Consider the following 23950-nt stretch of genomic DNA (forward strand, 5'->3'; position numbering starts at 1 on the left):
ATTCCACGGTTGTCTGTCCGGATGAGCGACTATTCCCCGGACGCCACCGACTGGCGCATTCTGGATGTGCTGCAACGCGAGGGCCGCGCCTCGTTCGCGGAGCTGGCGCGGGCGGTGGCCATGTCGCCGAGCGCCGTGACCGAGCGGGTCCGGCGCCTTGAGGAGGCCGGGATCATCAGCGGTTACGCGGCCGTGGTCGATCCGGAACGGCTCGGGCTGCCGATCCTCGCCTTCGTACGGCTGCGGTATCCGAACGGCAACTACAAGCCGTTCCACGACCTGTTGGCGACCACGCCGGAGATCGTGGAGGCGCATCACGTCACCGGTGACGACTGCTTCGTGCTCAAGGTGACGGCCCGCTCGATGAGCCATCTGGAAACCGTGTCCGGGAAGATCGGCGCGCTCGGCTCCGTCACCACCAGCGTCGTCTACTCCTCGCCGCTGCCGGGGCGCCCGATCAGTCGCTGAGCCCGTCCGCCCCGGACCGGAGCCGCACGGCCGACCCGTGCCGCTCCTTCACCACCTCCAGCTGGGCGGGGATGCGACGGCGCAGGTCCGCGACATGGCTGACGATGCCGACGCTGCGGTCCCGTTCGCGCAACGAGTCCAGTACGTCGAGCACTTCGTCCAGCGTCTGGTCGTCCAGGCTGCCGAACCCCTCGTCGATGAACAGGGTGTCGAGCCGTACGCCTCCGGCCTCGTCGGTCACGACGTCGGCGAGGCCGAGCGCCAGGGCGAGCGAGGCGAAGAACGTCTCGCCGCCGGAGAGCGTGGCGGTGTCGCGCTCGCGGCCGGTCCAGGCGTCGATGACGTGCAGGCCGAGCCCCGCCCGGCGGCCGCCGGTGCGGGCGTCGGAGTGGACGAGCTGGTAGCGGCCCGAGGACATCCGCTGCAACCGGGCGGTGGCCGCGGCCGCGACCTGTTCGAGCCGGGCCGCGAGCACATACGACTCCAGGCGCATCTTGCGCGCGTTGTCCGCCGAGGTGCCGGCGGTGAGCCCGGCGAGCCGGGCGACGCGTTCATGCTCCTCGCGCACCGGACCGAGGCCGCGCACCTCGTCCGCCACGCGGCGGGAGAGCCTGGCGAGTTCGGTACGGCGCTCCCGCGCGGCGCCGAGCCCGGCGGCTGCCTCGCGCAGCGCGCGCTCGGCCCGGTCGAAGCGCTCCCGGGCGGCTTCCGGGGCGGCGGGCGGGCGGTTCGCGGCGTCCCGGGCGGCGGTCTCGGCGAGCCGGTCGGCGACGGCCGCGGCCTCGGCCTGCCAGGCGTCGACGCGGTGCTGGAGCGTACGCTGCGCCGCTTCGTCCAGCAGCGTCGCGGCGGCGGCCTCCGGCGTGTCGAACCCGGCCCGGAACGCGGCGTCCGCGAGCCGGTCGTCGGCGTCCTTCAGCCGGGCCGCCGCGCTCTCCTCCTCGCGCACCGCCGCGCCCGCCCCGGCGAGCAGGGCGACCCGCCGCTGAAGCACGGCGGCGTGCTCGGCGACGCTCGGGTGCCCGCCGCGCGCCCGCTCCAGCACCGCGTCGATGTCCGCCTGCTCCCGGTCCAGCGACTCACGCCGCGAGGTCCGCGCGGCCCCCCGCTGCCCGGCCCCCTGCCGCTCCTCGGCCCGCCGCCGCTGCTCCCGCTCGGCCCCCGCCAACGCCTCCCGCGCGGAATGTGCCCCGGCGGCAAGCCGGTACGCCTCGTCGTGCTCGACGGCGAGCCCGTCCACGAGCGCACGGAGTGCGGCGACGGTGGGGACACCGTCGTCCACCGCGCCCACGGGCCACCCGGAGCCGCCCGGTCCGGTGCGGGCGCCCTGGCCGGGGGCCGACGCCGCGTCGGCGGCCGGAGCGGAGGCGGCGGAGGTGGCCGGGCCGCCGGCGGTTGCGGCCTCCGGGGCGCCTGCGCCCGGAGGTGTCTCCGCGTCGGTCGCGGCGGACCCCGCCGCTTCCGCGCGCGCCGTCGCGTGGCGTTCGCGCAGCAGTGCCAGGGACTGTTCTGCCGTGGCGCGGGTCCGTTCCGCCTCGCGGTGGGCGCGTTCGGCGGCTTCCTCCGCCGCGCGGTCGACGTGCCCGTCGCCCGGGCGGGCCGGGGACGGGTGGGCCGTCGCGCCGCAGACCGTGCAGGGGGTGCCGTCGGCCAGCTGGGCGGCGAGTTCGGCCGCGATGCCGCGCAGGCGGCGTTCGCGCAGGTCGAGCCAGAGTTCATGGGCGGCGAGGGCCTGATCGCGGGCGGCCGCGAGCTGCTGATCGGCGGTCCTCGCCTCGGCGGCCAGCCCGTCGCGGCGGCGGGCCGCGTCCAGGCGGCGGCGGGCCGGGTCGAGGCGGCGGGCCAGGAGTTCGGTGCGGGTGGCGGCTTCGAGGGCGGCGTCCAGGCGGGCCTGGAGGTGCTGCCGGGTGGTCTCCCAGCCGGCGAGCCAGTCGTCGGCGTCGCGGACCAGTTCCTCGTCGGCCCGGGCCTGCCGGTCCAGGGCGGCGCGCTCCTCGGCGATCCCGGCGGCCCGCTGCTCCGCGCGCCGGGCCGATTCGAGGCCGCCCAGGTCCTCGCGGAGCCGGTGCTCCAGGGCGGCCAGCTGTTCGGCGCCCGCCTCGGCCAGGGTCTCGGGCAACCGGGCCAGGGCGCGGTCCCGCTCCTCGCGCGCCCGCCGGTGGGCCCGCTCGGCCGCCTCGCGCAGTTCGAGGGCCGGGGCGACGAGGTCCGCCTTGCGGGCGCGGGCGAGGCGGTCGCGCGCCTCCTCGTGGGCGGTGCGGCCGGTCTCCACGGCGTCGGCGCGGTGCCGGGTCTCGGCGTACCGCTGCTGGAGCGCGGCGAGTTCGCGTTCGGCGTCCAGGGCGATGCGGGCGGCGGCCTGCCGGCGTTCCGCCGTGGCCAGGACGGACGCGGCGATGTCATGGCGTTCGGCGGCGCCGCTGCGGGCGGTCGCGGCCCAGCCGAGGACCGCGTCCGCGAGGCCGGGGTCGCCGGGCCGGAGGTCCGGCAGCGGGTATTCGCGGGCGGCGGGCCCGGCGGCCTGGGCGATGCGCTGGGCGAGCGCGAGGATCTGGTCGTCACCGGCCTTGACCTGCGCCTCGGCCACCCGGCGCAGCTCGGCGAGGCGGTCTTCGACGGCCGCGAAGCGGCGGGTGTCGAAGAGCCGTCCGAGGAGCCTGCCGCGCGCCTCGGCGTCGGCGCGCAGGAAGCGGGCGAAGTCGCCCTGGGGCAGCAGGACCACCTGGCAGAACTGCTCGCGGCTCATGCCGACGAGCTGGGTGATCTCCTCCCCGATCTCCTGGTGCGACCGGCTGAGCGCCCGCCAGCCGTCCTCGGGGTCGTACGCGCGCAGCCGGCTCTGCGCCTTCTCCGTGGTGTGGCCGCCGCCCCGCTTCCTGGGGCGGGGCTGGGCCGGGCGCCGGGTGATCTCCAGGCGGCGCCCGCCGACGGTGAGGTCGAGCAGGACCTCGGTCGGCAGGTCCGCCGGGGCGTGGTCGCTGCGCAGCGAGGTGCCGGGGCTCTGCCGGGCGCCGGGCACCGCCCCGTAAAGGGCGTAGCAGACGGCGTCCAGGACGGAGGTCTTGCCGGCCCCGGTCGGCCCGTGGAGCAGGAAGAGGCCGGCGGCGGAGAGCGCGTCGAAGTCGATCTCCTGGGTGGCGCCGAAGGGGCCGAACGCGGTGACGCGGAGGGTGTGGAGCCTCACCGGTTCACCTCGCGTACGCCGTCGTCCACCCGGACGTGGTCGAAGGCGCCCCGCAGCACCGCCCGCTCCTGCTCGTCGGTCCCCCAGCCGCCGCGCACATGGGCCACGAAGTCCTCCGCGATGGTCTGGTCGTCGCGGCCGCGCAGCCGGCGGGCGTAGGAGAGGTCCGGGTCGTCGGGTGCCCGGTCCGGTTCGAAGACGAGGGCGAGGGTGTGCGGGAAGCGCTCGGTGAGGCGGGCCATCGGGTCGGCGGGGCGGACCGGGTCGGTGAGCGTGGCCTCCACCCAGGCGTCCTCGTGGCGGTCGAGCGCGGGATCGTCCAGAAGGTCGTCGATGCGGCCGCGCAGCCGGGCGAGGCGGCGGGGCACCGGACAGTCGATCCGTTCGCCGGTGACCGCCCCGGCGGCGTCCAGGTCGATGAGCCACATGGTCTTGCGGTGGGTGGCCTCGGAGAACGAGTAGGCGAGCGGGGAGCCGGAGTACCGGACCCGGTCGGTGACGGCCTGGCAGCCGTGGAGGTGGCCGAGGGCCGCGTAGTCGACGCCGTCGAAGACCCCGGCCGGGACCGCGGCGACCCCGCCCACGGTGATGTCGCGCTCGCTGTCGCTGGGCTCGCCGCCGGCGACGAAGGCGTGGGCGAGGACGACGGAGCGGGTGGCGTCGGGGCGTGCGGCGAGGTCGGCGCGGACGCGGTCCATGGCGGCGGTCAGCACCGCCTCGTGCCCGGCGCGCTCGGCCTTGAAGACGTCCCTGACCAGGGCGGGTTCCAGGTACGGCAGCCCGTAGAACGCCACGTCGCCGTGCGCGTCGGGGATGACGACGGGCGTGCCGCAGTGCGCGGGGTCGGTGCGCAGGTGGATGCCGGCCCGGCCGATGAGCCCGGCGCCGACGCCGAGGCGGCGGGCGGAGTCGTGGTTGCCGGAGATCATGACCGTGGGCACCCCGGCGGCGGCGAGCCGGTGCAGGGCGTCGTCGAAGAGCTCCACCGCGCTGAGCGGGGGCACCGCCCTGTCGTACACGTCACCCGCCACCACGACGACGTCGACGTCGTGCTCGGCGACGGTGGCGACCAGGTGGTCGAGATAAGCGGCCTGGGCGTCGAGCAGGGGGACCCGGTGGAAGGACCGGCCGAGGTGCCAGTCCGATGTGTGCAAAATCCTCAAGACCCGGCTCCGGTCCGCATGCGCATCCTCCGCCCCTGTGCCCTCACGTCCCCCAGTGTCCCATCCCGCCGGGACGCCGCGGCCGCGTCCGGGAAGTCCCTCCCGGCCCCGGCCGCGTCACGCGTCGTCGTACGCCTCGCCGCCCAGTTCCACCGACGCCTCGCCCGCCGTCGCGTCGGCCAGCCAGCGGCGGAACGCCTCGACGTCGGCGTCCGGCAGCGCGATGTCGATGGTCACGTCGGCCGCGTAACGCACCTCGCGCACGGTCCGTCCGGTGGCGCGCAGTTCGTTCTCCAGCCTGCCCGCCCGCTGGTGCCCGACGGTGACGGTGGCGAGCCGGAAACGGCGGCGGGTGCGGGTGCCGACCGCGTCCAGGGCCTCGCCGACCACTCCCCCGTACGCCCTGATCAGCCCGCCGGCGCCGAGCTTCACACCGCCGTAGTAGCGGGTGACGACGGCGACGGCGTAGCAGACCTCGCGGCGGGTGAGCATCTGGAGCATGGGGACTCCGGCGGTGCCGCCGGGCTCGCCGTCGTCGCTCGCCTTCTGTACGGAGGCGTCGGCGCCGATCACGTACGCGTAGCAGTTGTGCGTGGCGGTCGGGTGCTCCCTGCGGACGCGGGCGATGAACTCCTGCGCCTCCTCCTCGGTGGCCGCGGGGGCGAGCGCGCAGATGAAGCGGGACCGGTTGATCTCGCTCTCGTGCACGCCCGCGCGGGCGACGGTCCGGTACTCCTCCTGCATCCCGCCACCCTATGCGCACCTGCGGGAATGGCCGGGGCGGGCCGCCGGTTGTGCGGTGCATGTACGCAGACACGGAGACGATCCGCAGGATTCTGGAAGACAGCGGCGACACCTGGGCGGTGGTGGGCCTGTCCAACAACCGTTCGCGGGCCGCCCACGGGGTCGCCGAGGTGCTTCAGCGCTTCGGCAAGCGTGTGGTCCCGGTGCATCCGAAGGCCGAGCGGGTGCACGGCGAGGAGGGGTACGCCTCACTGGCGGACATCCCGTTCCCGGTGGACGTGGTCGACGTCTTCGTCAACAGCGACCTGGCGGGCGCGGTGGCCGACGAGGCGGTCGCCAAGGGGGCCCGGGCCGTCTGGTTCCAGCTCGGCGTGGTGGACGAGCAAGCGTACGCACGTACCCGGGCGGCCGGCCTGGACATGGTGATGGACCGCTGCCCCGCGATCGAGATCCCGAGGCTCGGCTAGGAGGACGCTTCGGGGAAGCGCACGCCCAAGCCTTCCAGGGTCACCGCGCCCGGCAGGGCGCCCAGCGCCTTGCCGGTCACGATCAGCTTGCCCCGGCGCGAGCCGCTGCCGATGAGAACCCACTCCTCGTCCACGACGGCGGAGTCGATCAGCAGCGGCCAGGCAGGCGGCGAGGGTGACGTCGGCGCCGCGTTTGCCGGAGAGGACGACGCAGTTCGCCGAGTGGTCGAGCAGGTCGGCCCCGTGGTGGGCGACGAAGGCCGCCGTGTCGGCGATCTCCGGGTCGGTGTCGACGTGCAGGACCTGGTCGGGGTCGATGCCGCCCCAGCCGGTGCGCATCGCCTCGGCCACCGGGGCGGTGAGCAGGTCCTGACGGTCGACGGCGGGGCCGGCGTTCTCGAAGGAGCCGATGGGTGCGCGCATGCGCGTCACGCTAACAGCGCCGCAGGCGGGGGTGTGCGCCGTCTCATCCGACGGGCGGAACGCTGACGGTCATGGTGAGTTCGACCGGTTCGGTGCCCTCGTTGCGGTAGGCGTGCGGGTGGTGCGCCTCGAAGATGGCTGAGGTGCCGGCGCTCATCTCGTAGGGGGTGTCGGCGACGACGAGCGTGAGCGTTCCGGCGGTGACGTGGAGGAGTTCGACCGTGCCCTCGGGGTGCGGGTCGGAGCGGCTGCCGTCACCGGGCATCAGCCGCCAGGAACAGAGTTCGAGCGGGCCCCGGGCGTCCGTGCCGACCAGGAGCGTGGTCGAGCTGCCCGCGTCGGTGGACCAGAGGCGGACGGTCTGGTCGGCGGGGACCAGGCGCACCGGGGAGCCCTGTTCGTAGTCGAGGAGGGTGGTGATGCTGATGCCGAGCGCGTCGGCCAGTTTGACGGTGGTGCCGACGCTCGGATTGGTGCGGGCCTGCTCGATCTGGATGATCATGCCGCGGCTGACCCCGGCGCGTGCGGCCAACTGGTCCAGGGTGAAGCCGCGTTCACCCCGCCAGCGCTTGAGATTGCGCGCGAGGGACTGGGTCAGCTGATCGAGGTCAGTCACATTCCGTCCAATATTCTGTATGACATGGTCCAGCATCCTGCACTACGGTGCGGTGTACCCACTCGTTCACCGCACTGTACTGCGAGGCCCCCATGACCGCGTTGTTCGCCCTGGCCGCCAGCCTGCTGTGGGGGCTGGCCGACTTCGGGGGCGGCCTGCTGACCCGGCGTACGCCCGCGCTGACCGTGGTCGTGGTCTCGCAGATCATCACGGCAGCGGTGCTGGGCGTGATCGTGACGGCCACCGGCGGCTGGAGCGAGGCGGGGCCCAGGCTCTGGTTCGCGGTCGCGGCCGGCGTCGTCGGACCGGTGGCGATGCTCTGCTTCTACCAGGCGCTCGCGCTCGGCCCGATGGGCGTGGTCTCCCCGCTCGGCTCGCTCGGCGTGGCCGTGCCGGTGGGCGTCGGGCTGATCGCCGGGGAGCGCCCGGGCCTCCTCCAGGGCGCCGGGGTCGCGGTGGCCGTCGTGGGTGTCGTGCTGGCGGGCGGCCCGCAGCTGCGCGGGGCGCCGGTGCAGCGGCGGGCGGTCCTGCTGACCCTGGTGGCGGCCTTCGGCTTCGGAGGCGTGATGTCGCTGATCGCCCATGCGTCGACCACGGTGACCGGGCTGTTCCTCGCCCTGTTCGTGCAGCGCGTCACCAATGTGGCGGTGGGCGGCGGTGCGCTGTACGTCTCCGTGCGGCGCGGCGGCCGGGCGCTGCCCGAGGACGGGGGCGCGGCGGCGGTCCGGGCGGCGCTGCCGGCGCTGGCGTTCGTCGGCCTGGCGGACGTCGCGGCCAACGGCACCTACGCCACGGCCGCCCAGCACGGCCCGGTCACCGTCGCGGCCGTGCTGGCCTCGCTGTACCCGGTGGTGACGGCCCTGGCCGCGCGCGGGTTCCTGAAGGAGCGGCTGCGGGGCGTGCAGGCGGCGGGCGCGGGGCTGGCCCTGGTCGGCACGGTGCTGCTCGCGACGGGGTAGAGCCTTCAGCCCTCTTCGAGCCGGGCCACGGCGAGGAGTTGTTCCGGGGTGACGCCCTCGGGAATCGGGACCGGGGCCGGTGTCCGCAGGGGCGGCTGCCAGCCCTTCTCCGGGTCCCAGCCGCGTACGACACGGGCGGGCGCTCCGGCCACCACCGCCCGGTCGGGCACCTCGCCGCGGACCACCGCGCCGGCGGCCACCACGACGTTGCGGCCGAGGCGGGCGCCGGGCAGGATCACCGCGCCGGTGCCGATCCAGCAGCCCGGACCGATGGAGACGGGCTCCATCCGGGGCCACTGCTTGCCGACCGGCTGGTGCGGGTCGTCGTAGCTGTGGTTGGTCGAGGTGATGTAGACGTACGGACCGCAGTACGTGTCCGGGCCGATGGTCACCGTCGTGTCGGCGACGACATGGCTGCCCCGGCCCAGTACGACCCCGTCGCCCAGGGTGAGGATGGGGTCGGGCCCGAGGTCCAGGCCGGGCATCAGGCCCGCGGTGAGCGTGACCTGTTCGCCGATGACGCAGTGGTTACCGAGCCGGATCCACGGCTCCCCGAAGACCGTGCCCTGCGGGAACGCCAGCCGGGTGCCCTCGCCGATCCGGCCGAACCGCAGCCCGCCGGGGTGCTCGGCGGTGACCGCGCCCGCCTCGCGCGCCCAGCGCCAGCAGCGGTGGACGGCGCCGGACAGGGCGCGCCGCCGCCAGGCGGTCAGGGGGGCGAGCGGATTCCGGTTCTTCGGCACGCGCTCACCGTAAGCCGTGCCCACCAGGCGGGTGGCGGGACCGGCCTGTGATCTTCACCCCAGCAGCGGGCCGCGCCGTCGCGTCGCATACGGTTTCCCCGCCGGCGACCGACGTCACTGGAGCACGGAGGAACGGGCGATGGCCGAGCAGGCGATGATCATGGGCATCGGCGGCAAGGAGCCCGTCATCGACGCGGAGGCGTTCACCGCCCCGACGTCGGTGGCGATCGGCGACATCACCATGGCCGCGGGCTCCAGCCTCTGGTATCAGGCGGTACTGCGCGCGGACTGCGGGCCCATCGTGATCGGCGCGGACTCCAACATCCAGGACAATTGCAGCGTCCACGTCGACCCCGGCTTCACGGTGACGGTCGGCGAGCGGGTCTCGGTCGGGCACAACGCGGTCCTGCACGGCTGCACCATCGAGGACGACGTCCTCATCGGCATGGGGGCCACCGTCCTCAACGGCGCGCACATCGGCGCGGGCTCGCTGGTCGCGGCGCAGGCGCTCGTACCGCAGGGCATGCGCGTGCCGCCGGGGTCGCTGGTCGCGGGCGTCCCGGCGAAGGTGAAGCGGGAGCTGACCGAGGAGGAGCTGGCGGGCGTCCGCTTCAACGCGGTGGGTTACGTGGAGCTGGCCAAGGCCCACCGCGCGGCCTGCGAGGGCTGAGGCCCGCTCAGTCGGTGACCGGCACGTTCCCCGGCTCCGCCTCGGCGGCCGCGGCGGAGTGCGCGGCGGCGGCCTTCTTGGCGCGGTTCTTGAGGACCAGCATGGAGGCGAGGCCGATCAGGACCGCGATGGCCAGGCCCAGGTAGGAGAACCGCTTGAGCCATGCCTCGGCGACGACGCCCACCGAGTAGATGACGGCCGTGGTGCCGCCCGCCCAGGCGATCCCGCCGAGCACGTTGGCGATGAGGAACTTCCAGTACGGCATGTGCAGCACCCCGGCCAGCGGACCGGCGAAGATGCGCAGCAGGGCGACGAAGCGGCCGAAGAACACGGCCCACATGCCCCACTTCTGGAAGGAGCGCTCGGCCATGCCGATCTGGCTCTCGCCGAAGTGCTTGGGGAACTTCCCGCCGAGCCAGGCCAGCAGCGGCCGGCCGCCCTTGCGGCCGATCGCGTAACCGATGGAGTCCCCGATCACGGCTCCGGCGGTGGCGCAGGCGCCGAGAATCCAGGGGTTGATCCCGTCGTGGCTCGCGGCCAGCAGCGCGGCGCTGATCAGGACGATCTCGCCGGGCAGCGGAATGCCCAGGCTCTCCAGCCCGATGACGGCGGCCACCAGGATGTAGACGCTGATCGCGGGGACGTTCTCCAGCCACTCCTGGATGTGCAACGCCGGTTCCTCCGTAGTGATGTCCTGTCGCCCGCCGGACACTCATCGGCGCACCGCGGGAAGCCTACCCTCAGCTTCACGGAGGCGGACAGCGAGAAGGGCCGCCGGTGCGGGGCGGCCCTTCCGGTACGGATGCGGAGTTACGGCTTCCTGCGGATGCGGGGCTGCGGGTCAGGAGTTCGGGCGCAGCGTCCAGATCACGGTCATCTCACCGGTCACGGCGCCGTCGCCGCGCTTGATCTCCACGGTGACCGGGAATTCGGGACGCTCGCCCGCGTCGAGTTCGGCGACGACCTCGGCGGCGGGGCGGCCGAGGACGGCGGTCGCGGTGACCTCCCCCATGGCCAGCTTCCGGTAGCCGATCTCGGCGCTGACCGCGAGCGGCACGGCCCGGGAGAGCTGGTCACCGAAGGCGGCGATGACGATGGCGCCGCTCGCCGACTCGGCCAGCGTGAACATCGCTCCGGCGTGCGGTCCGCCGACGTGGTTGTGGTAGTCGGCCTGATCCGGCATGCGGACCACCGCGCGCTCGGCGGTGGACTCCAGGAATTCGAGGTTGAGGGTCCGGACCATGGGAACCGTCGCGGCGAGCATCTCGCCCGCGGTCATCTGTTCAGCGCTCATGGACGGGATGTTACTCATGGGTAGACACCTTTGGCCATGCCTCTCCGGACCCGCTCCGGGCGGGCCGCCGCCGCGCCTTCACCGTTCGCACACGGGGGCGGACGTAGCACGCGGGGCGGGGCCCCTCTATCGTTACTCGCCATGTGGCCAGGACAGCAGCCGCCCGGGGGCGAGCAGAACCCGCAGGACCAGAACCAGAACCCGTACCAGCAGCCGGGGTACCAGCAGCCGAATCCCTATCAGCAGCCGGGACATCAGCAGCAGGGCCAGCAGCCGGGCCAGCAGCCCGGTTACGGCTATCCGCAGCAGGGCGGGCAGGGGGGCTACGGACAGCCCAACCCGTACCAGCAGCCGACCGTTCCGCAGTACGCGGTGCCCGGCGCCCCGCAGCCGGGCAACGACAAGAAGAAGACGACGATCGTCGCCATCGTCGCCGCGACCGCGGTCGTGGTGGCCGCCGCGGTCACCGGTGTCATCGTGCTGAACAAGGACGACGACAAGGACGGCAAGAACGTCGCCGACGACAAGAAGTCGTCCGCGCCCGCCAAGCCGTCCGGCTCCCCTTCCTCTTCCTCCTCGCCGGAGGCCAACCCGCGCGGCGGCGAGGACGCCAAGCCGCAGATCGCGGGCTGGAAGGTCGTGACGAACCCCAAGTGGGGCACCCAGTTCGACGTGCCCGGCGACTGGGAGGTGTCCGCGCCCGGCGTGCTGTCCTTCTTCGAGGACGAGAAGAAGAACGACGGCATGCCGCTCATCGGGTTCACCGGGCCTGCCGACCTCAAGCAGGAGTGGTGCACCGACGACGCCGACAAGGACGGCACCAAGGACAAGTACAGCCTGGCCGGCACCGGCACCAAGGGCGCGCAGGGCGCCACGGACGCCGATGTGAACGCCCGTAACGAGGCGGGCACCTGGGTGTGGGCCGCGTTCGCGCAGCACATGCCGAAGAAGAGCATCAAGATCAGCAAGGCCAAGCAGTACACCACCAAGTCGGGGCTGTCCGGGAGCCTGGTCACCGCGAGCGCGCCCAATGTCACCAAGCGCTCCAAGTGCAGCAGCGACGGCAAGTCGTACGCCTTCACGTTCAAGAACAGCAAGGGCGAGTTCGCCTCGTGGGTGCTGTACGCCGCCGCGGGCGTGGACGACGAGCTGCCGAACACGACGATCGAGAAGATCCTCAGCACCGTGCGTCTGGTGCCGGTCGTCGACCCCGAGGGCGACTCCTGACCCCGGTCCGGGAACTTATTTGCACAACCGGGCGGCGGCCGCGATAGTCCCTGAGTGACCGACGCAGCCGCCCCCGCCCCCCGCACCACCCGGCCCGTCCCGGCGGGCCGCAACTACCGGCTGCTGACCGCCGCCTCGATCATCACCGCCCTGGGCACCCACGGCGCGCTGATCGCGGCGGCGTTCGCGGTTCTCCAGTCGGGCGGCGACGCCGGTGACGTGGGGCTCGTCGCCGCCGCCAAGACCGTGCCGCTGGTGCTGTTCCTGCTCATCGGCGGGGCGGTCGCCGACCGGATACCGCGCCACCGGGTGATGGTCGCGGCCAACACCCTCAACTGCGTCTCGCAGGCACTCTTCGCCCTGCTGGTCCTGGCCGGCGACCCGAAGCTGTGGCAGATGATGCTGCTCACCGCGCTCTGCGGCACCGGGCAGGCGTTCTTCGGGCCGGCGGCCGAGGGCATGCTGATGTCGAGCGTCAGCGGCGAGCAGGCGAGCCGCGCCTTCGCGCTGTTCCGGATGTCCACGCAGGGCGCCGCGATCGGCGGCGCGGCCCTCGGCGGCGCCATGATCGCGGCCATGGACCCCGGCTGGGTACTCGCCGTGGACGCGGCCGCCTTCGCGGTCGCCGGGGCCCTGCGCGCCTTCCTCGACGTCAGCCACATCCCGGCCCGTGAGCCCGGGGGCGGGCTGCTCGCGGACCTGCGGGACGGCTGGCGGGAGTTCATCGGCCGTCCGTGGCTGTGGGCCATCGTCGCCCAGTTCTCCGTGGTGGTCGCCGCCGTCGGAGCGGCCGAGGCGGTCTACGGTCCGCTGGTCGCCCGCGACTCGCTCGGCGGCGCCCGGCCCTGGGGCTTCGCGCTCGCCGCGTTCGGCGTCGGCAATCTGGCCGGGGCGCTGCTGATGATGCGGTGGAAGCCGCGCCGGCTGCTGCTGGCCGGAACGCTCTGCGTCTTCCCGCTGGCCCTGCCGTCCGCCGGGCTGGCGGTGCCGCTGTCGGCGTACTGGCTCTGTCTGGTGATGTTCGTCACCGGTACGGCGATCGAGGTGTTCGGCGTCTCCTGGATGACGGCCATGCACCAGGAGATCCCTGAGGAGAAGCTGTCGCGCCTCTCGGCCTACGACTGGTTCGGCTCGGTGGCCATGGTGCCGGTCGCCACCGCCCTCGCCGGACCGGTCGAGTCGCTGGTGGGGCGCTCCCAGGCACTGTGGGGGTGCGCGGGCCTGATCGTGCTCGTCACGGGTCTGGTGCTGCTGGTTCCGGACGTACGCAATCTGACCCGGCGCACCGAAACGGTCGAGGTGGCAGCCGCCCCGCCCGCCTCAGCCGATGCTGAAGGCGCCGTCGGGCGGCTCGGGTGACGCCACCGCGTCCGCGTCCCCGACCGGCCGCGCCCCGTTGACGAACGCGGCCAGCGACGCGCCGTGCTCCACCCGCGCCGCGAACGCGTCCGCCGCGCACCTGCGGGCCAGCGCCGGTACGTCGAACGGGGCGCGGGAGGCGACCAGGACGACGTTGCCGAAGCGGCGGCCGCGCAGCACGCCCGGCTCCGCGATCAGCGCCAGCTCGTCGAAGACCGCGGCGAAGGTGGCCAGCTGCGAGCGCAGGAAGCCGAACGGCGGCCCGTCGGCCAGGTTCGCGGCGTAGATCCCGTCCGGGCGCAGCGCCCGCGCCGCCGCCCTGGCGTACGGCACCGAGGTGAGGTGGGCGGGGACCCGGGAGCCGCCGAAGACGTCCGCGATCAGCAGGTCCACCGAGCCGGGAGCGGTCTCCTCAAGCCGGGCGCGGGCGTCCGCCGCGTGCACGGTGATGCCGCAGTCCGCGGGCAGCGGCAGATGCTCCGCGACGAGGCCGACGAGCCCGCGGTCGGCGTCCGCCACCTCCTGCCGGGAGCCGGGCCGGGTGGCCGCGACATAGCGGGGCAGGGTGAGGCCGCCGCCGCCCAGGTGCAGGACGTCCAATGGCTCGCCCGGGTCCGCCGCGCAGTCCACGACATGGCCGAGCCGGCGGGCGTACTCGAACTCCAGGTGCTCGGGCGCGTCGAGGTCGACGTAGGACTGCGGGGCGCCGTCGACCGTGAGCAGCCAGGCCCGTTCCCGGTCCACGTCCGGGAGGAGGCGTGCGGTGCCGTGGTCCACGTCCCGGATGACGGGTATCGACTCGTTCACTCCCCCATTGTGCGGGCTGCCGGCGGACGGGCCGGACCGGGCTTCCGGTGGACGGCCCGCCTCCCCGGGGGCGGGGAGGCGGGCCCGGGGCCCGTACGGCTCAGAGCAGCTCCGTGACGGTGCCCGCGCCGACCGTGCGGCCGCCCTCGCGGATCGCGAAGCCGAGGCCCGGCTCCAGCGGGACGTCCCGGCCCAGCTCGACGGCCATGGTGACCGTGTCGCCGGGGCGCGCGACCGCCGCCTCGCCGAGGTCCACGTCGCCGGCCACGTCGGCCGTGCGGATGTAGAACTGCGGCCGGTATCCGGTGGTGACCGGGGTGGTGCGGCCGCCCTCGCGCCCCGACAGGACGTACACCCGCGCGGTGAAGCGCCGGCTCGGGGTGACGCTGCCCGGCGCCGCGACGACATGGCCGCGGCGCACCCGGTCGCGCTCGACGCCGCGCAGGAGCAGCGCGACGTTGTCGCCGGCCTCGGCGGACTCCATCGGCTTGCCGAAGGTCTCCAGGCCGGTGACGACCGTCTCGGTGTCCGGGCCGAGCACCGACACCCGGTCGCCGACGCGGACCGTGCCGCGCTCCACGGCGCCGGTGACGACCGTGCCCCGCCCGGTGATGGTCAGGACGTTCTCCACCGGCAGCAGGAACGGCGCGTCGGTGTAGCGCACCGGCATCGGCACATAGGTGTCGACGGCGTCGAGCAGCGCCTCCACGGCCGCCGTCCAGCGCGGGTCGCCCTCCAGTGCCCGCAGCCCCGACACCCGTACGACGGGCACCGTGTCGCCGCCGTAGCCGTGCGCGGACAGCAGCTCGCGGACCTCCAGCTCCACGAGGTCGGTCAGTTCGGGGTCACCCGCGTCCGCCTTGTTGAGCGCGACCACGATGTGGTCGACGCCCACCTGACGGGCGAGCAGGACGTGCTCGGCGGTCTGCGGCATGATCCCGTCGACCGCGGAGACGACGAGGATCGCCCCGTCGAGCTGGGCGGCCCCGGTGACCATGTTCTTGATGTAGTCGGCGTGGCCGGGCATGTCGATGTGCGCGTAGTGCCGGGTGCCGGTCTCGTACTCGACGTGCGCGATGTTGATGGTGATGCCGCGCTGCGCCTCCTCGGGCGCGCGGTCGATGCGGTCGAAGGGGACGAAGGTGCCGGTGCCGCGATCGCTGAGCACCTTGGTGATGGCGGCGGTCAGGGTCGTCTTGCCGTGGTCGACGTGGCCCATGGTGCCGATGTTGAGGTGCGGCTTGGTACGCACGTATGCCGTCTTGGGCATGGGTTCATTCCTTGGGATGCGAAGCGTGACATGAGGACCCCGGGGCCGGCCGACCCTCCCCTCGCGGGGTCCGCCGGACGGCCGGGGGAGGGTCAGCTTCGGGCGCCGCCGAGGGGCGCTGCGGCAGCGGCGACCGCTGCGGCGCCACCTGCTGCGAGGGTGCACACGGCAGCCTTCGGCGCGTCCGCGACTGCGGACGGCGCTGCGGGGAAGGCGTACCGGGACATGCGCCGATCATCTCCGAGGGGCCGCCCGGCCGTCGAGCGAATTACGGCGGGCGGTACGGGGATTGGGTGCGGGCGGGCGTGGTCCGGCGGGGGCGCATTACGGCGATCACACACGTTTGTCGGTTAGTCTCCCCGAATGCTCGACGCCGTCCCCGCCACCCGGCCCTCCCCCGGCCTCGCCGTGCGCTGCACGCGGGTGCTGCTGTCGCCGTGGTCCCGGCTCTCGCTGCTCGTCGCCGTGCTGGTGGCGGCCGCGACGGCCATGCTGCTGCTCGATCCGCAGCGGCTGCTGGCCTCGGGCCGGCTCGGGGAGCTGAGCGGCGGTGCCACGGCGGTGGTGCTCTTCGGGCTCGCGTACGGCGTCTGCACTGTGGCGTTCGTGCCGCGTCCGCTGCTGAACCTCGCGGCGGGCGCCCTGTTCGGGGCGCAGGCGGGGCTCGCGGCGGCGATCGGCGGCACGGTGCTGGGCGCGGGGGTGTCGTTCATGCTCGGCCGGGTGCTGGGCCAGGACGCGCTGCGCACCCTGGTGCGGGGGCGCTGGCTGCGGGCGGCGGACGGGCAGCTGAGCCGGCACGGCTTCCGCTCGATGCTGGCGCTGCGGCTGTTCCCCGGGGTGCCGTTCGCCGCCGCCAACTACTGCGCGGCCGTCTCGCGCATGGGCTGTCCGCCGTTCCTGGTGGCGACGGGCCTGGGCTCGATCCCGAACACCGCCGCCTATGTGGTGGCGGGCAGCGAGGCGTCGTCGCCGACCTCGCCCGCGTTCCTGGCGGCGATGGGCTTCATCGTGCTGACGGGGGCGGGTGCGGCGGTGATCGCCTGGCGGCGCCGGCACCGGCTGGGCGGGTAGGGCCTTTCGTTCGGATCGCGCCCCGGGCACGACGGGGCGGGGTGCGCGGGGGGTGTCGCCGGGTGTTCACCCGGGGGCGATACGCTGCCCGCGACCGACAGACGAGACAGGGCCCGGCCGGGCCCTTTCCTCGTACGACCGCACACCGCACGACGCCTGCGCGCGACGCCGGCGGCCGGTGCACGAGTACCCCGGGATGGCCCAAGCCCCATGAGCTGGTTCGAATCGTTCGTCCTCGGCCTCGTCCAGGGACTGACCGAGTTCCTGCCGATCTCCTCCAGCGCGCACCTGCGGCTCACCGCGGCGTTCGCCGACTGGCAGGACCCGGGCGCGGCCTTCACCGCGATCACCCAGATCGGCACGGAGGCCGCGGTCCTCATCTACTTCCGCAAGGACATCGCGCGGATCGTCTCGGCGTGGTTCAGGTCGCTGACGGACCGTTCGATGCGCGGTGACCACGACGCCAAGATGGGCTGGCTGGTCATCGTCGGCTCCATCCCGATCGGTGTGCTGGGCCTGGCGTTCCAGGACCAGATCGAGGGCCCGTTCCGCGATCTGCGGCTGATCGCCACCACCCTGATCGTGATGGGCATCGTGCTCGGCGTCGCGGACCGGCTGGCCGCGCGCGACGAGTCGGGCGGCCGGCACCGGGCCGGCAAGCAGCGCAAGACCCTGCGCGAACTGGGCGTCAAGGACGGCCTGATCTACGGCGTCTGCCAGGCGATGGCCCTCGTGCCCGGTGTCTCGCGGTCCGGCGCCACGATCAGCGGCGGTCTGCTGATGGGCTACACCCGGGAGGCGGCGGCTCGTTACTCGTTCCTGCTGGCGGTCCCGGCGGTGCTCGCCTCGGGTGTCTTCGAACTGAAGGACGCGGGCGAGGGGCATGTCTCCTGGGGCCCGACGCTCTTCGCGACGGTCATCGCGTTCGGGGTGGGGTACGCGGTCATCGCGTGGTTCATGAAGTTCATCACGACGAAGAGCTTCATGCCGTTCGTGATCTACCGGATCGTCCTGGGCGTGCTGCTGTTTGCGCTGGTGGGGGCGGGCGCGTTGAATCCCCACGCCGGGGAATCGGCGGGCTGACCGGCATCGAAACAGGGGCGTTTCTCTAACTTCCTAGTGGAGATTTCTAGAGGCTTTAACGGGTGTTTCGAGGCCGCTGGAGCTGATCATCTCCCAGTCGACGCCCAGGAACGCGAAGCGCCGGGGCAGGGCCACCACCTGGAGGGGTGGAATGTGGCCTCGCACCGGCTATCTTGCACATCGAACGGGCCCTGCCTCAGCTACAAGATCGCAGTTACCCATTCGATGGAGTTTGAGCGGTTTCCCCGCGAGGGACGAACCCCTCTCCGACCGCTGAAGGGGTTCGCGGCAGGAGAGGGGCCTCCCCGGCACTCGGCGCCTTACGACTACCGCCCGCCTGGCCTATGTTCTCCTCCGAAAGGCGCGACCTCTTGACGGAGGAGAACGCAAGCACGTCACCGTGGCGCATCCTCCAGCCATGCGCACCCTGACGAACGTCGACGCCGAGTGGCCCTACGGCCTCGAGACCACAAGCACTCGCCCGCAGCTGGCCACGGAGGAAATCGCATCGCGCCTCGGCATCGAAGCCGGCGTGGCCCTGCAGCACAGCACTATCAAGTGTCTGGAACCCGGTGGGAGGTCGGCGATGCTGGTGCTGTCCTGGTGGAAGGGTCGCCGCCGGCCGCATGCTCGGCCGCATGCCTCGTTCGTTGCCGAGCTTGGGGTGGTAAGGCTCCCCGAGGAGCAGGCGCACGCCCTTGGGCTTCTCATGGACACGGTGGCCTACCGCGTGATGCGCACTCGCCTGGATGTGCATAGCACCCCCGTGGAAACTGCCGATCTGATCTTGCCGATGGATCACTGGACCATCCGTTTGCAACTTTCCTGACCCGGGAGTCAGGAGCGGCTTCGAGCTTTGCTCACTTTCAGCCAAAACGCCAGGGTTGCAACAAGGTTGCATCACGGCAATATTTGGTGACGGCAAAGACCCTCCCCCTCTGTATGAGCCCTGGCCAGAGCGGCGGATGGCACCGTTCCCCTCAATCCTCCTTCAGGTAAAGCGGGTTGCCCGGTGCCGGCTCGACGCGGACGAACGCCGTGATGATGGCGCGAAACCCACGATGGTCGGTGTTCCGCCCGGTGTGGCGGAGCGCCCAGTCCTCCGGCGGGGTGCGCTCCTCGCCCGCATCCGACGCCTCGCCGCACGTCGTGCACTTCATCTCGTAGATCGGCCCGCTCGCGCCAGGGGTTCGGTCGGGGCCGATCGTCCAGTCCGCGTGGCGGATCACTGCACGTACCGTCACTGCTCCCCCGCCTCTCGCTTGGCGCAGGCTGCGCCGTCGGCGCAGGCCCGCGGGAACCAGCTGTAAGCGGCACCACTAGCCGGCCTGGCGCGTTGCTCGCCGAGGTTGATGTCGTCGCCGAAGCGGAGCCGTTCCTGGCACCAGATGCAGTGCCATCCGCGCTGCTGCTGCTCGGTGAGTTCGGCGACCGGGGGAAGCTCTCTAGTCGTCACAGCGGCCTCCCCTCGTGGGCTGGGCAGGCGGCGACCGTCCATGCGGGACCGGCATCGATGATTACTTGCCCTGCCGGGATGAGCGACACGGTGACTGCACCGCAGTGCCAGCACACCTCACCGTGTAATCGGGCGAAGCTCAACTGGTCGACGCCGGCCGGTGCGGAGCTCGGTGCACTCATACCCTGTCCTATCTGCACGTTTCCGGCTGACAGGGGGATCATGACCTCCAACAACAGGCACAAGTACCCCAGCAAGGGGTAGCTAGTCGGCGTGGCACCACTCAGCGAAGCTCGTCAGGGACTCCGCATCGGCCCGCTTCAGACGGCGCAAGGTAGCCACGTCTCCTCGAACCCACGGGTGCTCGCGGGTGTGCTGCGGGGCAATGCGGCGAGCGACCTTCAGGGACTCGAAGGCGTCATCGACCAGGCCGCCCCACAGCTGGGCGCGGGCGAGCTCGATCCAGAACCCAGACCTTCGCTCAGCCGGCAGGTAAGCCGGGGGCGTCCACTCACGGGCCACGTCGAACGCCCGCTGGACGTGGGCGTCGCCGAGGCTGACAGCGACGGACACCTCGTGGATACGGACCGAGTCAGGTCCGAACGCCGTGCCCTGGTACACCCCTTCGCGCACCCGGTCCCCCAGCCCGCGAGCCTCGGTGAGATGCGCCTCGGCAGCCTCCCCTTGCCCGGCACGCCCAGCGATGACCGCGGCCCGCATGTGCAGGGCCCCGCAGGCCGCTACGGCCTCAGCGTCGACGGGCGACGGGCAGGCGTCGATGGCCTGCTCAAGGGCACGAAGCCCAGCCGAGTGGGCGCGGGCGGCGAAGAAGGTCTCCGTTCGGACGTAGCCGACCATGGCCGCGAGCAGCGGGTCCTGTGCGCTAGGGGCGGCCCACCGCATCAGTTCGATGAGCCTGGCGGACAGGTCGCGGGCCCCATGCTTGTATGCGACGGCGTCGGCGGCCCGGTACGCGGTGACAAGGAGCTCAGCGATCTGCGGGGCGTTCGCCGGCGGCGCCGAAGCGGAAGCGCGGGCGAGCTCAGCCAGCAGGTCGGGGATCCTGCGGGCGATCTGGAGGTACTGAGCGGACAGCCGCCACGCAGTTGCCTGCGCGACCGAGGCATGCAGCTCAGGCAGCGGGCGAATGGGGCCGTCGTCGGGCATGTCGTAGGTGGCGATTGCCGCGGACAGGGCGGGGAGGGCGTCCCGGATTCGGGTGGAGACGTGCTCACGGTCGGCGACCAGGCGGGACGGGTCGACGCCGAGCGCGGAGGCGATGGCGTCGAGGGTGCTGTCGGTGACGCCGCGTTCCCCACGTTCGATCTTGCGGATGGTTCCAAGGGCGACCCCGGCCCGGGCGGCGAGTTGCTCCTGGGTGAGGCGAGGGCGGGCGACGTTGCGGTAGTAGGCGATGCGTCTGCCTACCAGGCCCGGCGAATTGGCTGGCACACTCCGAACTTACCTGCCCGTTCGCACCAGTTCGGCTAGTTCGGTCAGTGAGTCGATCGACCAGTCCGCGGCAGCCCGCACCTTGGGGCCGTCGGCCCACCAGTACCCCCACGGACCGCGGCGAAGATGCGCGGTTCGGAGCCCAGCAGCCTTCGCCGGGTAGATGTCGTTGGCGGGGTGGTCCCCGACGTACAGCGTTGACCCCGGTGCGGCGCCGGAGACGTCGAGGACGCGGGAGAAGAACTCCGGGGCCGGTTTCGCGACGCCCCACTCAGCGGACACGACCACGAGGTCTGCGGGCAGTTCGAGGGCGCGCAGCATCTCGCCCGCCTTCTCCGTCTGGTTGCCGGCCACGATCACGCGGACGCCCTGCTCGCGCAGCGCGGCCAGGGCGGGGCGAACGTCGGGGTACAGGTCCTGCTCGTCCAAGTGCTCACCGCGGCCGGCGGCTTCCCGGGCCGCGTACTCGGCAGCGAGGTCGATGCCCGGCCGGACTAGTCGGACGGCGTCCGCATTGTCCCGGCCCTGGACGACGACGGCTCCGACGAGGGCGCTGAGCGTGTGCGTGGGTACGTTGAGCCAGTCCGCCCATGAGACCCAGTAGCGGTCGTCACGGACTAGGGTCTCGCCGACGTCGAAGACGATGGTCTCAATCACAGGGCCGACCCTACGTGGGGGGTCTGCTACAAGACAGAATGTCAGACTGGACAGTTAGCGTCCGGCCATGACCTATCTGAGATCCCTCGACGCCAGCGACTGGATCGCCGCTGGTGCGGTCCTCGTGGCCGTCATTGCGGCAGTCATCAGTGCGTGGCAGGCCCGCATCGCCCGAACCTCGGCGGACAAACAGCTGGATCTCGCGGAACGCGTACACCGAGAAGCCAATGAACCCTACGTCATCGTGGACGTGCAACCACGCGAGCCCTGGTCGTTCGTCTTTGTCGTCGTGGTTGAGAACGTGGGCCCGACTGTGGCGCGGAACGTGCGTATCAGCGTGACCCCTGAACTTGAGTCCTCGCAGGGGGCAGACGTGGGCGCGGAGCTGCGCGAGGCCCTCGCCAGAACTATCCCGGTCATCCCCCGGGCAGACGCCTCGTCTACTTCTTCGACACCAACGGCCGGTGGGGGTCAGGGCTTCCGATGGTCTTTGAGTTCGCCGTCGCCGCGACGGGGCCATACGGCCCCATGGAGACGACCCGGTACCTCGTCGACCTGAACGTTCTCGGGGCCAACGTCATTCAGGAGCGCCCATCCAAGAAGCTGGAGGACGAAATTGAGAAGGTGAGGTCCCTACTCAAAACCTTCGGAGACAACTACAAGGCCGCAAACAGCCTTGCCATCCGCCAAGCTCAGGAGCGGCGACGCGAGGAAGTGACAAGGAGGCGCGAGGAGATGGGGCGGCAACTCAGGCAGAGCGGAGCCGGGGAGAACGATCCTGCCAGCACATAGCTGAACGTGACCCTTGCTTCCGTGCGGATCGCCTGCAGTCGCTGGGCCGCCTGTCAGTGGCCACCGCTAGAGTCCCGGCGCATGAGCATCCCCTGGGGCGACATCGCCACCTTCGGCACAGCCGGCCTAAGCGCGGTTGCCGCCGCTGGCGCCTGGTTCGCCGCCCACCGCGCCAACGGAACAGCCAACACCGTCGCACGCATCGAACGCGAGCGCTGGCACGAAGACCGCACGCCTGACATCAGGCTGTCGTTCACCGGGCAGTTCGGTACTCGCGGCAGCATCACAGCTCACCTGGCCGGCCCGGACAGTCTTGGCGACCTGACCTCGGTGCAGTTGGAGATGGTGAACGACGACATGGACCACAGGGTCCTCAATCCGACGCCGGAGTACACCCAAGCGGACGCAGACGCCTACGTCTGGGGCCCGTTTCGTTTCGCTCCCGGTATCGACGGGGCTGACGAAAATGGGCGACGGACCGGGGCGGTGCCACTGGAAATGGGTCGGGGTCGCCCCTTCGCTGTCGAACGCACCCGCCCCGGTCACTGGATGACAGGTATGGCGGCCGAGCAGTGGCAGGACCGCTACACGCATCTCCCGATCCGCGTCCGGGTGACGTGCAGGCGAGGCGAGGAGACGTGGATCCTGGCGCGAGAGCTGGAGAACCCTCCCCGCTAGTTCCCCACTATTTGGTCACAACTCCGTCACCACCGGAACGTCTACCTCCCCTACCGCGTCCGGCGTCGTTACGGTCGTGCCTCCACGAACCACCTTTGGGGGGCACATGTCGAATCAGCAGCCTGGCTGGGGCCAGCAGCCAACACAGCCGGGATGGGGCTCCCAGCCGCCGGCGCCGAAGAAGAACACGGGCAAGATCATCGGGTTTGGGTGCCTGGGCATCATCGTGCTCTTCGTCCTGATCGGCATCATCGCCGCCATCGCAACGAGCGGCGACGAAGGCAAGAAGGACTCGCCGCCCGCCAAGGAGCCGGCCGCCAGCGCTCCCGCTGAGAGCAAGAAGCCTGAGGAACCGACGAAGGAAGAGCCGGCGAAGAAGGAGCCCGTGACCGTCGCGGCGAAGAAGGTCGCCTTCAAGAAGAGCGTCCTCGCTCAGAACGACAACTACACCAGCGTCCAGGTCACCATCACGAACAACGGCACGGACGAGATCGACGTCAACCCGCTGTACGTGACGATCACCGACACCGACGGCCGCAAGCACACCGCCGAACTGGGGATGGACGAAGACCAGCTCGACACGGTGAAGCTCGCCCCTGGCGAGAACGTCACGGGAACCATCACCGGCAAGGGCAAGTTCGACGCCAAATACGTGACCTACACGGACGGGCTGATCGGCGACAGCATCCGCGGGAACGTGTCCTGACACCGTAGGCAAACAGCGATGCCCCTCCCACCGAAGCGGGAGGGGCATCGCTATGCAAGTCTCCAGTACATCTCGGTCGCAGCCAGGGCGCCGAGCCCGAGCAGGCTGCGTGGCTGGGCGGACGACGGCCGTGACCGGGGGCGGCGCACCGCGTCAGATCTCCGTGTCGTCGGGGCCCTCGGCGCCGAACTGCTCGGCGCGCAGCGCGAGATCCTGGAGCACGTCCGCCGAGGTGACGTCCGTCTGCCCGGAGTCGTGGATCTGGGCCAGCATGGCGAACGCCAGGGTGAACGCCCCGACGAGCTGTTCGACCGCTCCCCCGACCTCGCGTCCGACGACCACCACCACGTCCTCGACCGTGGCGTCCTCCGGGATGGCGATCCGGGGCATGGTCTCGTTGAGTAGGGCGGTCACCACGGTCGAGTCGGTGTCGGCGTCGTCGCGGTCCGGGTTCTCCTCCAGCAGCCGGCGCATCTCCCCCGCCTCGGTGAGGATGCCGACCACACGCTTCACCACTTCGCTCTGCTCCATACCGCGAGCATAGGCGCAGCCGGACCGGCCCAGAGGGACAAACGACGAGCGGGGTGACGCCGGGCCGGGGCCCGGACGGCGGCCTCCGCCTCGGCACCGGCGCCCGTGCCGCCGTAGCGTACGAAGC

General features: G+C 72.1%; 26 protein-coding genes and 1 pseudogene. 12 read left to right on the plus strand and 15 right to left on the minus strand.

Annotation, left to right across the window (positions count from 1 at the left end; translation table 11 throughout):
- The first annotated feature begins 21 nt into the window (after nucleotides 1-21).
- The gene (locus tag OG338_RS02325; RefSeq protein WP_405935722.1) at nucleotides 22-468 is read left to right on the plus strand and encodes an Lrp/AsnC family transcriptional regulator; all 447 of its coding nucleotides are present in this window, start codon (nucleotides 22-24) and stop codon (nucleotides 466-468) included.
- On the opposite strand, the gene OG338_RS02330 is transcribed toward OG338_RS02325, so the two are convergent.
- From OG338_RS02330 to OG338_RS02340, 3 genes are all read right to left on the minus strand, one after another.
- Complete coding sequence (locus OG338_RS02330) at nucleotides 458-3652, minus strand: AAA family ATPase (protein WP_405935723.1); 3195 nt, start codon at nucleotides 3650-3652, stop codon at nucleotides 458-460. The genes OG338_RS02325 and OG338_RS02330 overlap by 11 nt on opposite strands.
- On the minus strand, nucleotides 3649-4815 hold the full coding sequence (locus tag OG338_RS02335; protein WP_405935724.1) for an exonuclease SbcCD subunit D: 1167 nt from the start codon (nucleotides 4813-4815) through the stop codon (nucleotides 3649-3651). Before OG338_RS02335 ends, OG338_RS02330 begins: the two co-directional genes overlap by 4 nt.
- 117 nt (nucleotides 4816-4932) lie before the next feature.
- Nucleotides 4933-5559, minus strand: a complete 627-nt coding sequence (locus OG338_RS02340; protein ID WP_405935725.1) for a YigZ family protein — start codon at nucleotides 5557-5559, stop codon at nucleotides 4933-4935.
- Nucleotides 5560-5618: 59 nt separating this feature from the next.
- Here OG338_RS02340 and OG338_RS02345 point away from each other — a divergent pair, with 59 nt between their 5' ends.
- Nucleotides 5619-6026, plus strand: a complete 408-nt coding sequence (locus OG338_RS02345) for a CoA-binding protein (protein WP_405935726.1) — start codon at nucleotides 5619-5621, stop codon at nucleotides 6024-6026.
- On the opposite strand, the pseudogene OG338_RS02350 reads toward OG338_RS02345, so the two are convergent.
- Both OG338_RS02350 and OG338_RS02355 read right to left on the minus strand, forming a co-directional pair.
- A pseudogene (locus OG338_RS02350) lies at nucleotides 6023-6449 on the minus strand (hypothetical protein). The gene OG338_RS02345 and the pseudogene OG338_RS02350 overlap by 4 nt on opposite strands.
- Nucleotides 6450-6492: 43 nt before the next feature.
- Nucleotides 6493-7065, minus strand: coding sequence for a helix-turn-helix domain-containing protein (locus OG338_RS02355; RefSeq protein WP_405935727.1), 573 nt, complete (start codon nucleotides 7063-7065; stop codon nucleotides 6493-6495).
- 92 nt (nucleotides 7066-7157) lie between these two features.
- On the opposite strand from OG338_RS02355, the gene OG338_RS02360 reads away from it, so the two are divergent.
- Nucleotides 7158-8024, plus strand: coding sequence for an EamA family transporter (locus OG338_RS02360; protein ID WP_405935728.1), 867 nt, complete (start codon nucleotides 7158-7160; stop codon nucleotides 8022-8024).
- Between the two features lie 5 nt (nucleotides 8025-8029).
- Here OG338_RS02360 and OG338_RS02365 read toward each other — a convergent pair whose 3' ends face one another.
- A complete protein-coding gene (locus tag OG338_RS02365) occupies nucleotides 8030-8767 on the minus strand; it encodes an acyltransferase (RefSeq protein ID WP_405935729.1) in 738 nt (245 codons plus the stop codon).
- A gap of 139 nt (nucleotides 8768-8906) precedes the next feature.
- Between OG338_RS02365 and OG338_RS02370 the strand changes: the two genes are divergently transcribed.
- A complete protein-coding gene (locus tag OG338_RS02370; RefSeq protein ID WP_405935730.1) occupies nucleotides 8907-9437 on the plus strand; it encodes a gamma carbonic anhydrase family protein in 531 nt (176 codons plus the stop codon).
- A 7-nt stretch (nucleotides 9438-9444) separates the two neighbouring features.
- On the opposite strand, the gene OG338_RS02375 is transcribed toward OG338_RS02370, so the two are convergent.
- Together OG338_RS02375 and OG338_RS02380 are read right to left on the minus strand one after the other, a co-directional pair.
- Nucleotides 9445-10107 (minus strand): DedA family protein, encoded by a 663-nt coding sequence (locus OG338_RS02375; protein WP_405935731.1) that lies wholly within the window; start codon nucleotides 10105-10107, stop codon nucleotides 9445-9447.
- 171 nt (nucleotides 10108-10278) lie between these two features.
- Nucleotides 10279-10716, minus strand: a complete 438-nt coding sequence (locus OG338_RS02380; protein WP_405940294.1) for a DUF4442 domain-containing protein — start codon at nucleotides 10714-10716, stop codon at nucleotides 10279-10281.
- A gap of 156 nt (nucleotides 10717-10872) precedes the next feature.
- Between OG338_RS02380 and OG338_RS02385 the strand changes: the two genes are divergently transcribed.
- Entirely contained in the window at nucleotides 10873-11958 is a 1086-nt protein-coding gene (locus tag OG338_RS02385) for a hypothetical protein (protein ID WP_405935732.1), read from the plus strand.
- A gap of 54 nt (nucleotides 11959-12012) precedes the next feature.
- Nucleotides 12013-13317 carry an MFS transporter gene (locus tag OG338_RS02390; RefSeq protein WP_405935733.1) on the plus strand — a complete coding sequence of 435 codons (1305 nt, stop codon included), beginning with the start codon at nucleotides 12013-12015 and terminating at the stop codon, nucleotides 13315-13317.
- Here the strand turns inward: OG338_RS02390 and OG338_RS02395 are convergent.
- Both OG338_RS02395 and tuf read right to left on the minus strand, forming a co-directional pair.
- A complete protein-coding gene (locus tag OG338_RS02395) occupies nucleotides 13279-14124 on the minus strand; it encodes a spermidine synthase (protein WP_405935734.1) in 846 nt (281 codons plus the stop codon). The two genes, OG338_RS02390 and OG338_RS02395, sit on opposite strands and share 39 nt — an antisense overlap.
- Nucleotides 14125-14224: 100 nt before the next feature.
- Nucleotides 14225-15394: an elongation factor Tu gene (gene tuf, locus OG338_RS02400; RefSeq protein WP_405935735.1), complete on the minus strand. Its 1170-nt coding sequence runs from the start codon at nucleotides 15392-15394 to the stop codon at nucleotides 14225-14227.
- A gap of 363 nt (nucleotides 15395-15757) precedes the next feature.
- Here tuf and OG338_RS02405 point away from each other — a divergent pair, with 363 nt between their 5' ends.
- From OG338_RS02405 to OG338_RS02415, 3 genes are all read left to right on the plus strand, one after another.
- Nucleotides 15758-16468: a TVP38/TMEM64 family protein gene (locus tag OG338_RS02405; RefSeq protein WP_405935736.1), complete on the plus strand. Its 711-nt coding sequence runs from the start codon at nucleotides 15758-15760 to the stop codon at nucleotides 16466-16468.
- A gap of 210 nt (nucleotides 16469-16678) precedes the next feature.
- Nucleotides 16679-17551 (plus strand): undecaprenyl-diphosphate phosphatase, encoded by an 873-nt coding sequence (locus OG338_RS02410; RefSeq protein WP_405935737.1) that lies wholly within the window; start codon nucleotides 16679-16681, stop codon nucleotides 17549-17551.
- Between the two features lie 418 nt (nucleotides 17552-17969).
- Nucleotides 17970-18380: a hypothetical protein gene (locus OG338_RS02415; protein WP_405935738.1), complete on the plus strand. Its 411-nt coding sequence runs from the start codon at nucleotides 17970-17972 to the stop codon at nucleotides 18378-18380.
- 151 nt (nucleotides 18381-18531) lie between these two features.
- Here OG338_RS02415 and OG338_RS02420 read toward each other — a convergent pair whose 3' ends face one another.
- From OG338_RS02420 to OG338_RS02435, 4 genes are all read right to left on the minus strand, one after another.
- On the minus strand, nucleotides 18532-18780 hold the full coding sequence (locus OG338_RS02420) for a hypothetical protein (protein WP_405935739.1): 249 nt from the start codon (nucleotides 18778-18780) through the stop codon (nucleotides 18532-18534).
- An 11-nt stretch (nucleotides 18781-18791) separates the two neighbouring features.
- Nucleotides 18792-19007: a hypothetical protein gene (locus OG338_RS02425; RefSeq protein WP_405935740.1), complete on the minus strand. Its 216-nt coding sequence runs from the start codon at nucleotides 19005-19007 to the stop codon at nucleotides 18792-18794.
- A gap of 264 nt (nucleotides 19008-19271) precedes the next feature.
- Nucleotides 19272-20459, minus strand: coding sequence for a helix-turn-helix domain-containing protein (locus tag OG338_RS02430; protein WP_405935741.1), 1188 nt, complete (start codon nucleotides 20457-20459; stop codon nucleotides 19272-19274).
- 9 nt (nucleotides 20460-20468) lie between these two features.
- A complete protein-coding gene (locus tag OG338_RS02435; RefSeq protein ID WP_405935742.1) occupies nucleotides 20469-21116 on the minus strand; it encodes an HAD family hydrolase in 648 nt (215 codons plus the stop codon).
- Between the two features lie 483 nt (nucleotides 21117-21599).
- On the opposite strand from OG338_RS02435, the gene OG338_RS02440 reads away from it, so the two are divergent.
- The 3 genes from OG338_RS02440 (at nucleotide 21600) to OG338_RS02450 (ending at nucleotide 23292) form a co-directional block, all read left to right on the plus strand.
- Entirely contained in the window at nucleotides 21600-21908 is a 309-nt protein-coding gene (locus OG338_RS02440; RefSeq protein WP_405935743.1) for a hypothetical protein, read from the plus strand.
- 81 nt (nucleotides 21909-21989) lie between these two features.
- Nucleotides 21990-22586 carry a hypothetical protein gene (locus OG338_RS02445; RefSeq protein WP_405935744.1) on the plus strand — a complete coding sequence of 199 codons (597 nt, stop codon included), beginning with the start codon at nucleotides 21990-21992 and terminating at the stop codon, nucleotides 22584-22586.
- A 106-nt stretch (nucleotides 22587-22692) separates the two neighbouring features.
- Nucleotides 22693-23292: a DUF4352 domain-containing protein gene (locus tag OG338_RS02450; protein WP_405935745.1), complete on the plus strand. Its 600-nt coding sequence runs from the start codon at nucleotides 22693-22695 to the stop codon at nucleotides 23290-23292.
- Between the two features lie 153 nt (nucleotides 23293-23445).
- Here OG338_RS02450 and OG338_RS02455 read toward each other — a convergent pair whose 3' ends face one another.
- Entirely contained in the window at nucleotides 23446-23823 is a 378-nt protein-coding gene (locus tag OG338_RS02455; RefSeq protein ID WP_405935746.1) for a hypothetical protein, read from the minus strand.
- Nucleotides 23824-23950 lie beyond the last annotated feature (127 nt).

It is taken from the genome of Streptomyces sp. NBC_00726, assembly GCF_045161735.1.
GTDB lineage: Bacteria > Actinomycetota > Actinomycetes > Streptomycetales > Streptomycetaceae > Streptomyces.

Coding starts and splice junctions, on each gene's coding strand:
- OG338_RS02380 (WP_405940294.1), bottom strand. CDS start 10,716: ATGACCGCGGGCGAGATGCTCGCCGCGACGGTTCCCATGGTCCGGACC.
- OG338_RS02440 (WP_405935743.1), top strand. CDS start 21,600: ATGGTCTTTGAGTTCGCCGTCGCCGCGACGGGGCCATACGGCCCCATG.
- OG338_RS02385 (WP_405935732.1), top strand. CDS start 10,873: ATGTGGCCAGGACAGCAGCCGCCCGGGGGCGAGCAGAACCCGCAGGAC.
- OG338_RS02360 (WP_405935728.1), top strand. CDS start 7,158: ATGACCGCGTTGTTCGCCCTGGCCGCCAGCCTGCTGTGGGGGCTGGCC.
- OG338_RS02415 (WP_405935738.1), top strand. CDS start 17,970: ATGCGCACCCTGACGAACGTCGACGCCGAGTGGCCCTACGGCCTCGAG.
- OG338_RS02455 (WP_405935746.1), bottom strand. CDS start 23,823: ATGGAGCAGAGCGAAGTGGTGAAGCGTGTGGTCGGCATCCTCACCGAG.
- OG338_RS02345 (WP_405935726.1), top strand. CDS start 5,619: ATGTACGCAGACACGGAGACGATCCGCAGGATTCTGGAAGACAGCGGC.
- OG338_RS02410 (WP_405935737.1), top strand. CDS start 16,679: ATGAGCTGGTTCGAATCGTTCGTCCTCGGCCTCGTCCAGGGACTGACC.
- OG338_RS02445 (WP_405935744.1), top strand. CDS start 21,990: ATGAGCATCCCCTGGGGCGACATCGCCACCTTCGGCACAGCCGGCCTA.
- OG338_RS02370 (WP_405935730.1), top strand. CDS start 8,907: ATGGCCGAGCAGGCGATGATCATGGGCATCGGCGGCAAGGAGCCCGTC.
- OG338_RS02325 (WP_405935722.1), top strand. CDS start 22: ATGAGCGACTATTCCCCGGACGCCACCGACTGGCGCATTCTGGATGTG.
- OG338_RS02450 (WP_405935745.1), top strand. CDS start 22,693: ATGTCGAATCAGCAGCCTGGCTGGGGCCAGCAGCCAACACAGCCGGGA.
- OG338_RS02405 (WP_405935736.1), top strand. CDS start 15,758: ATGCTCGACGCCGTCCCCGCCACCCGGCCCTCCCCCGGCCTCGCCGTG.
- tuf (WP_405935735.1), bottom strand. CDS start 15,394: ATGCCCAAGACGGCATACGTGCGTACCAAGCCGCACCTCAACATCGGC.
- OG338_RS02340 (WP_405935725.1), bottom strand. CDS start 5,559: ATGCAGGAGGAGTACCGGACCGTCGCCCGCGCGGGCGTGCACGAGAGC.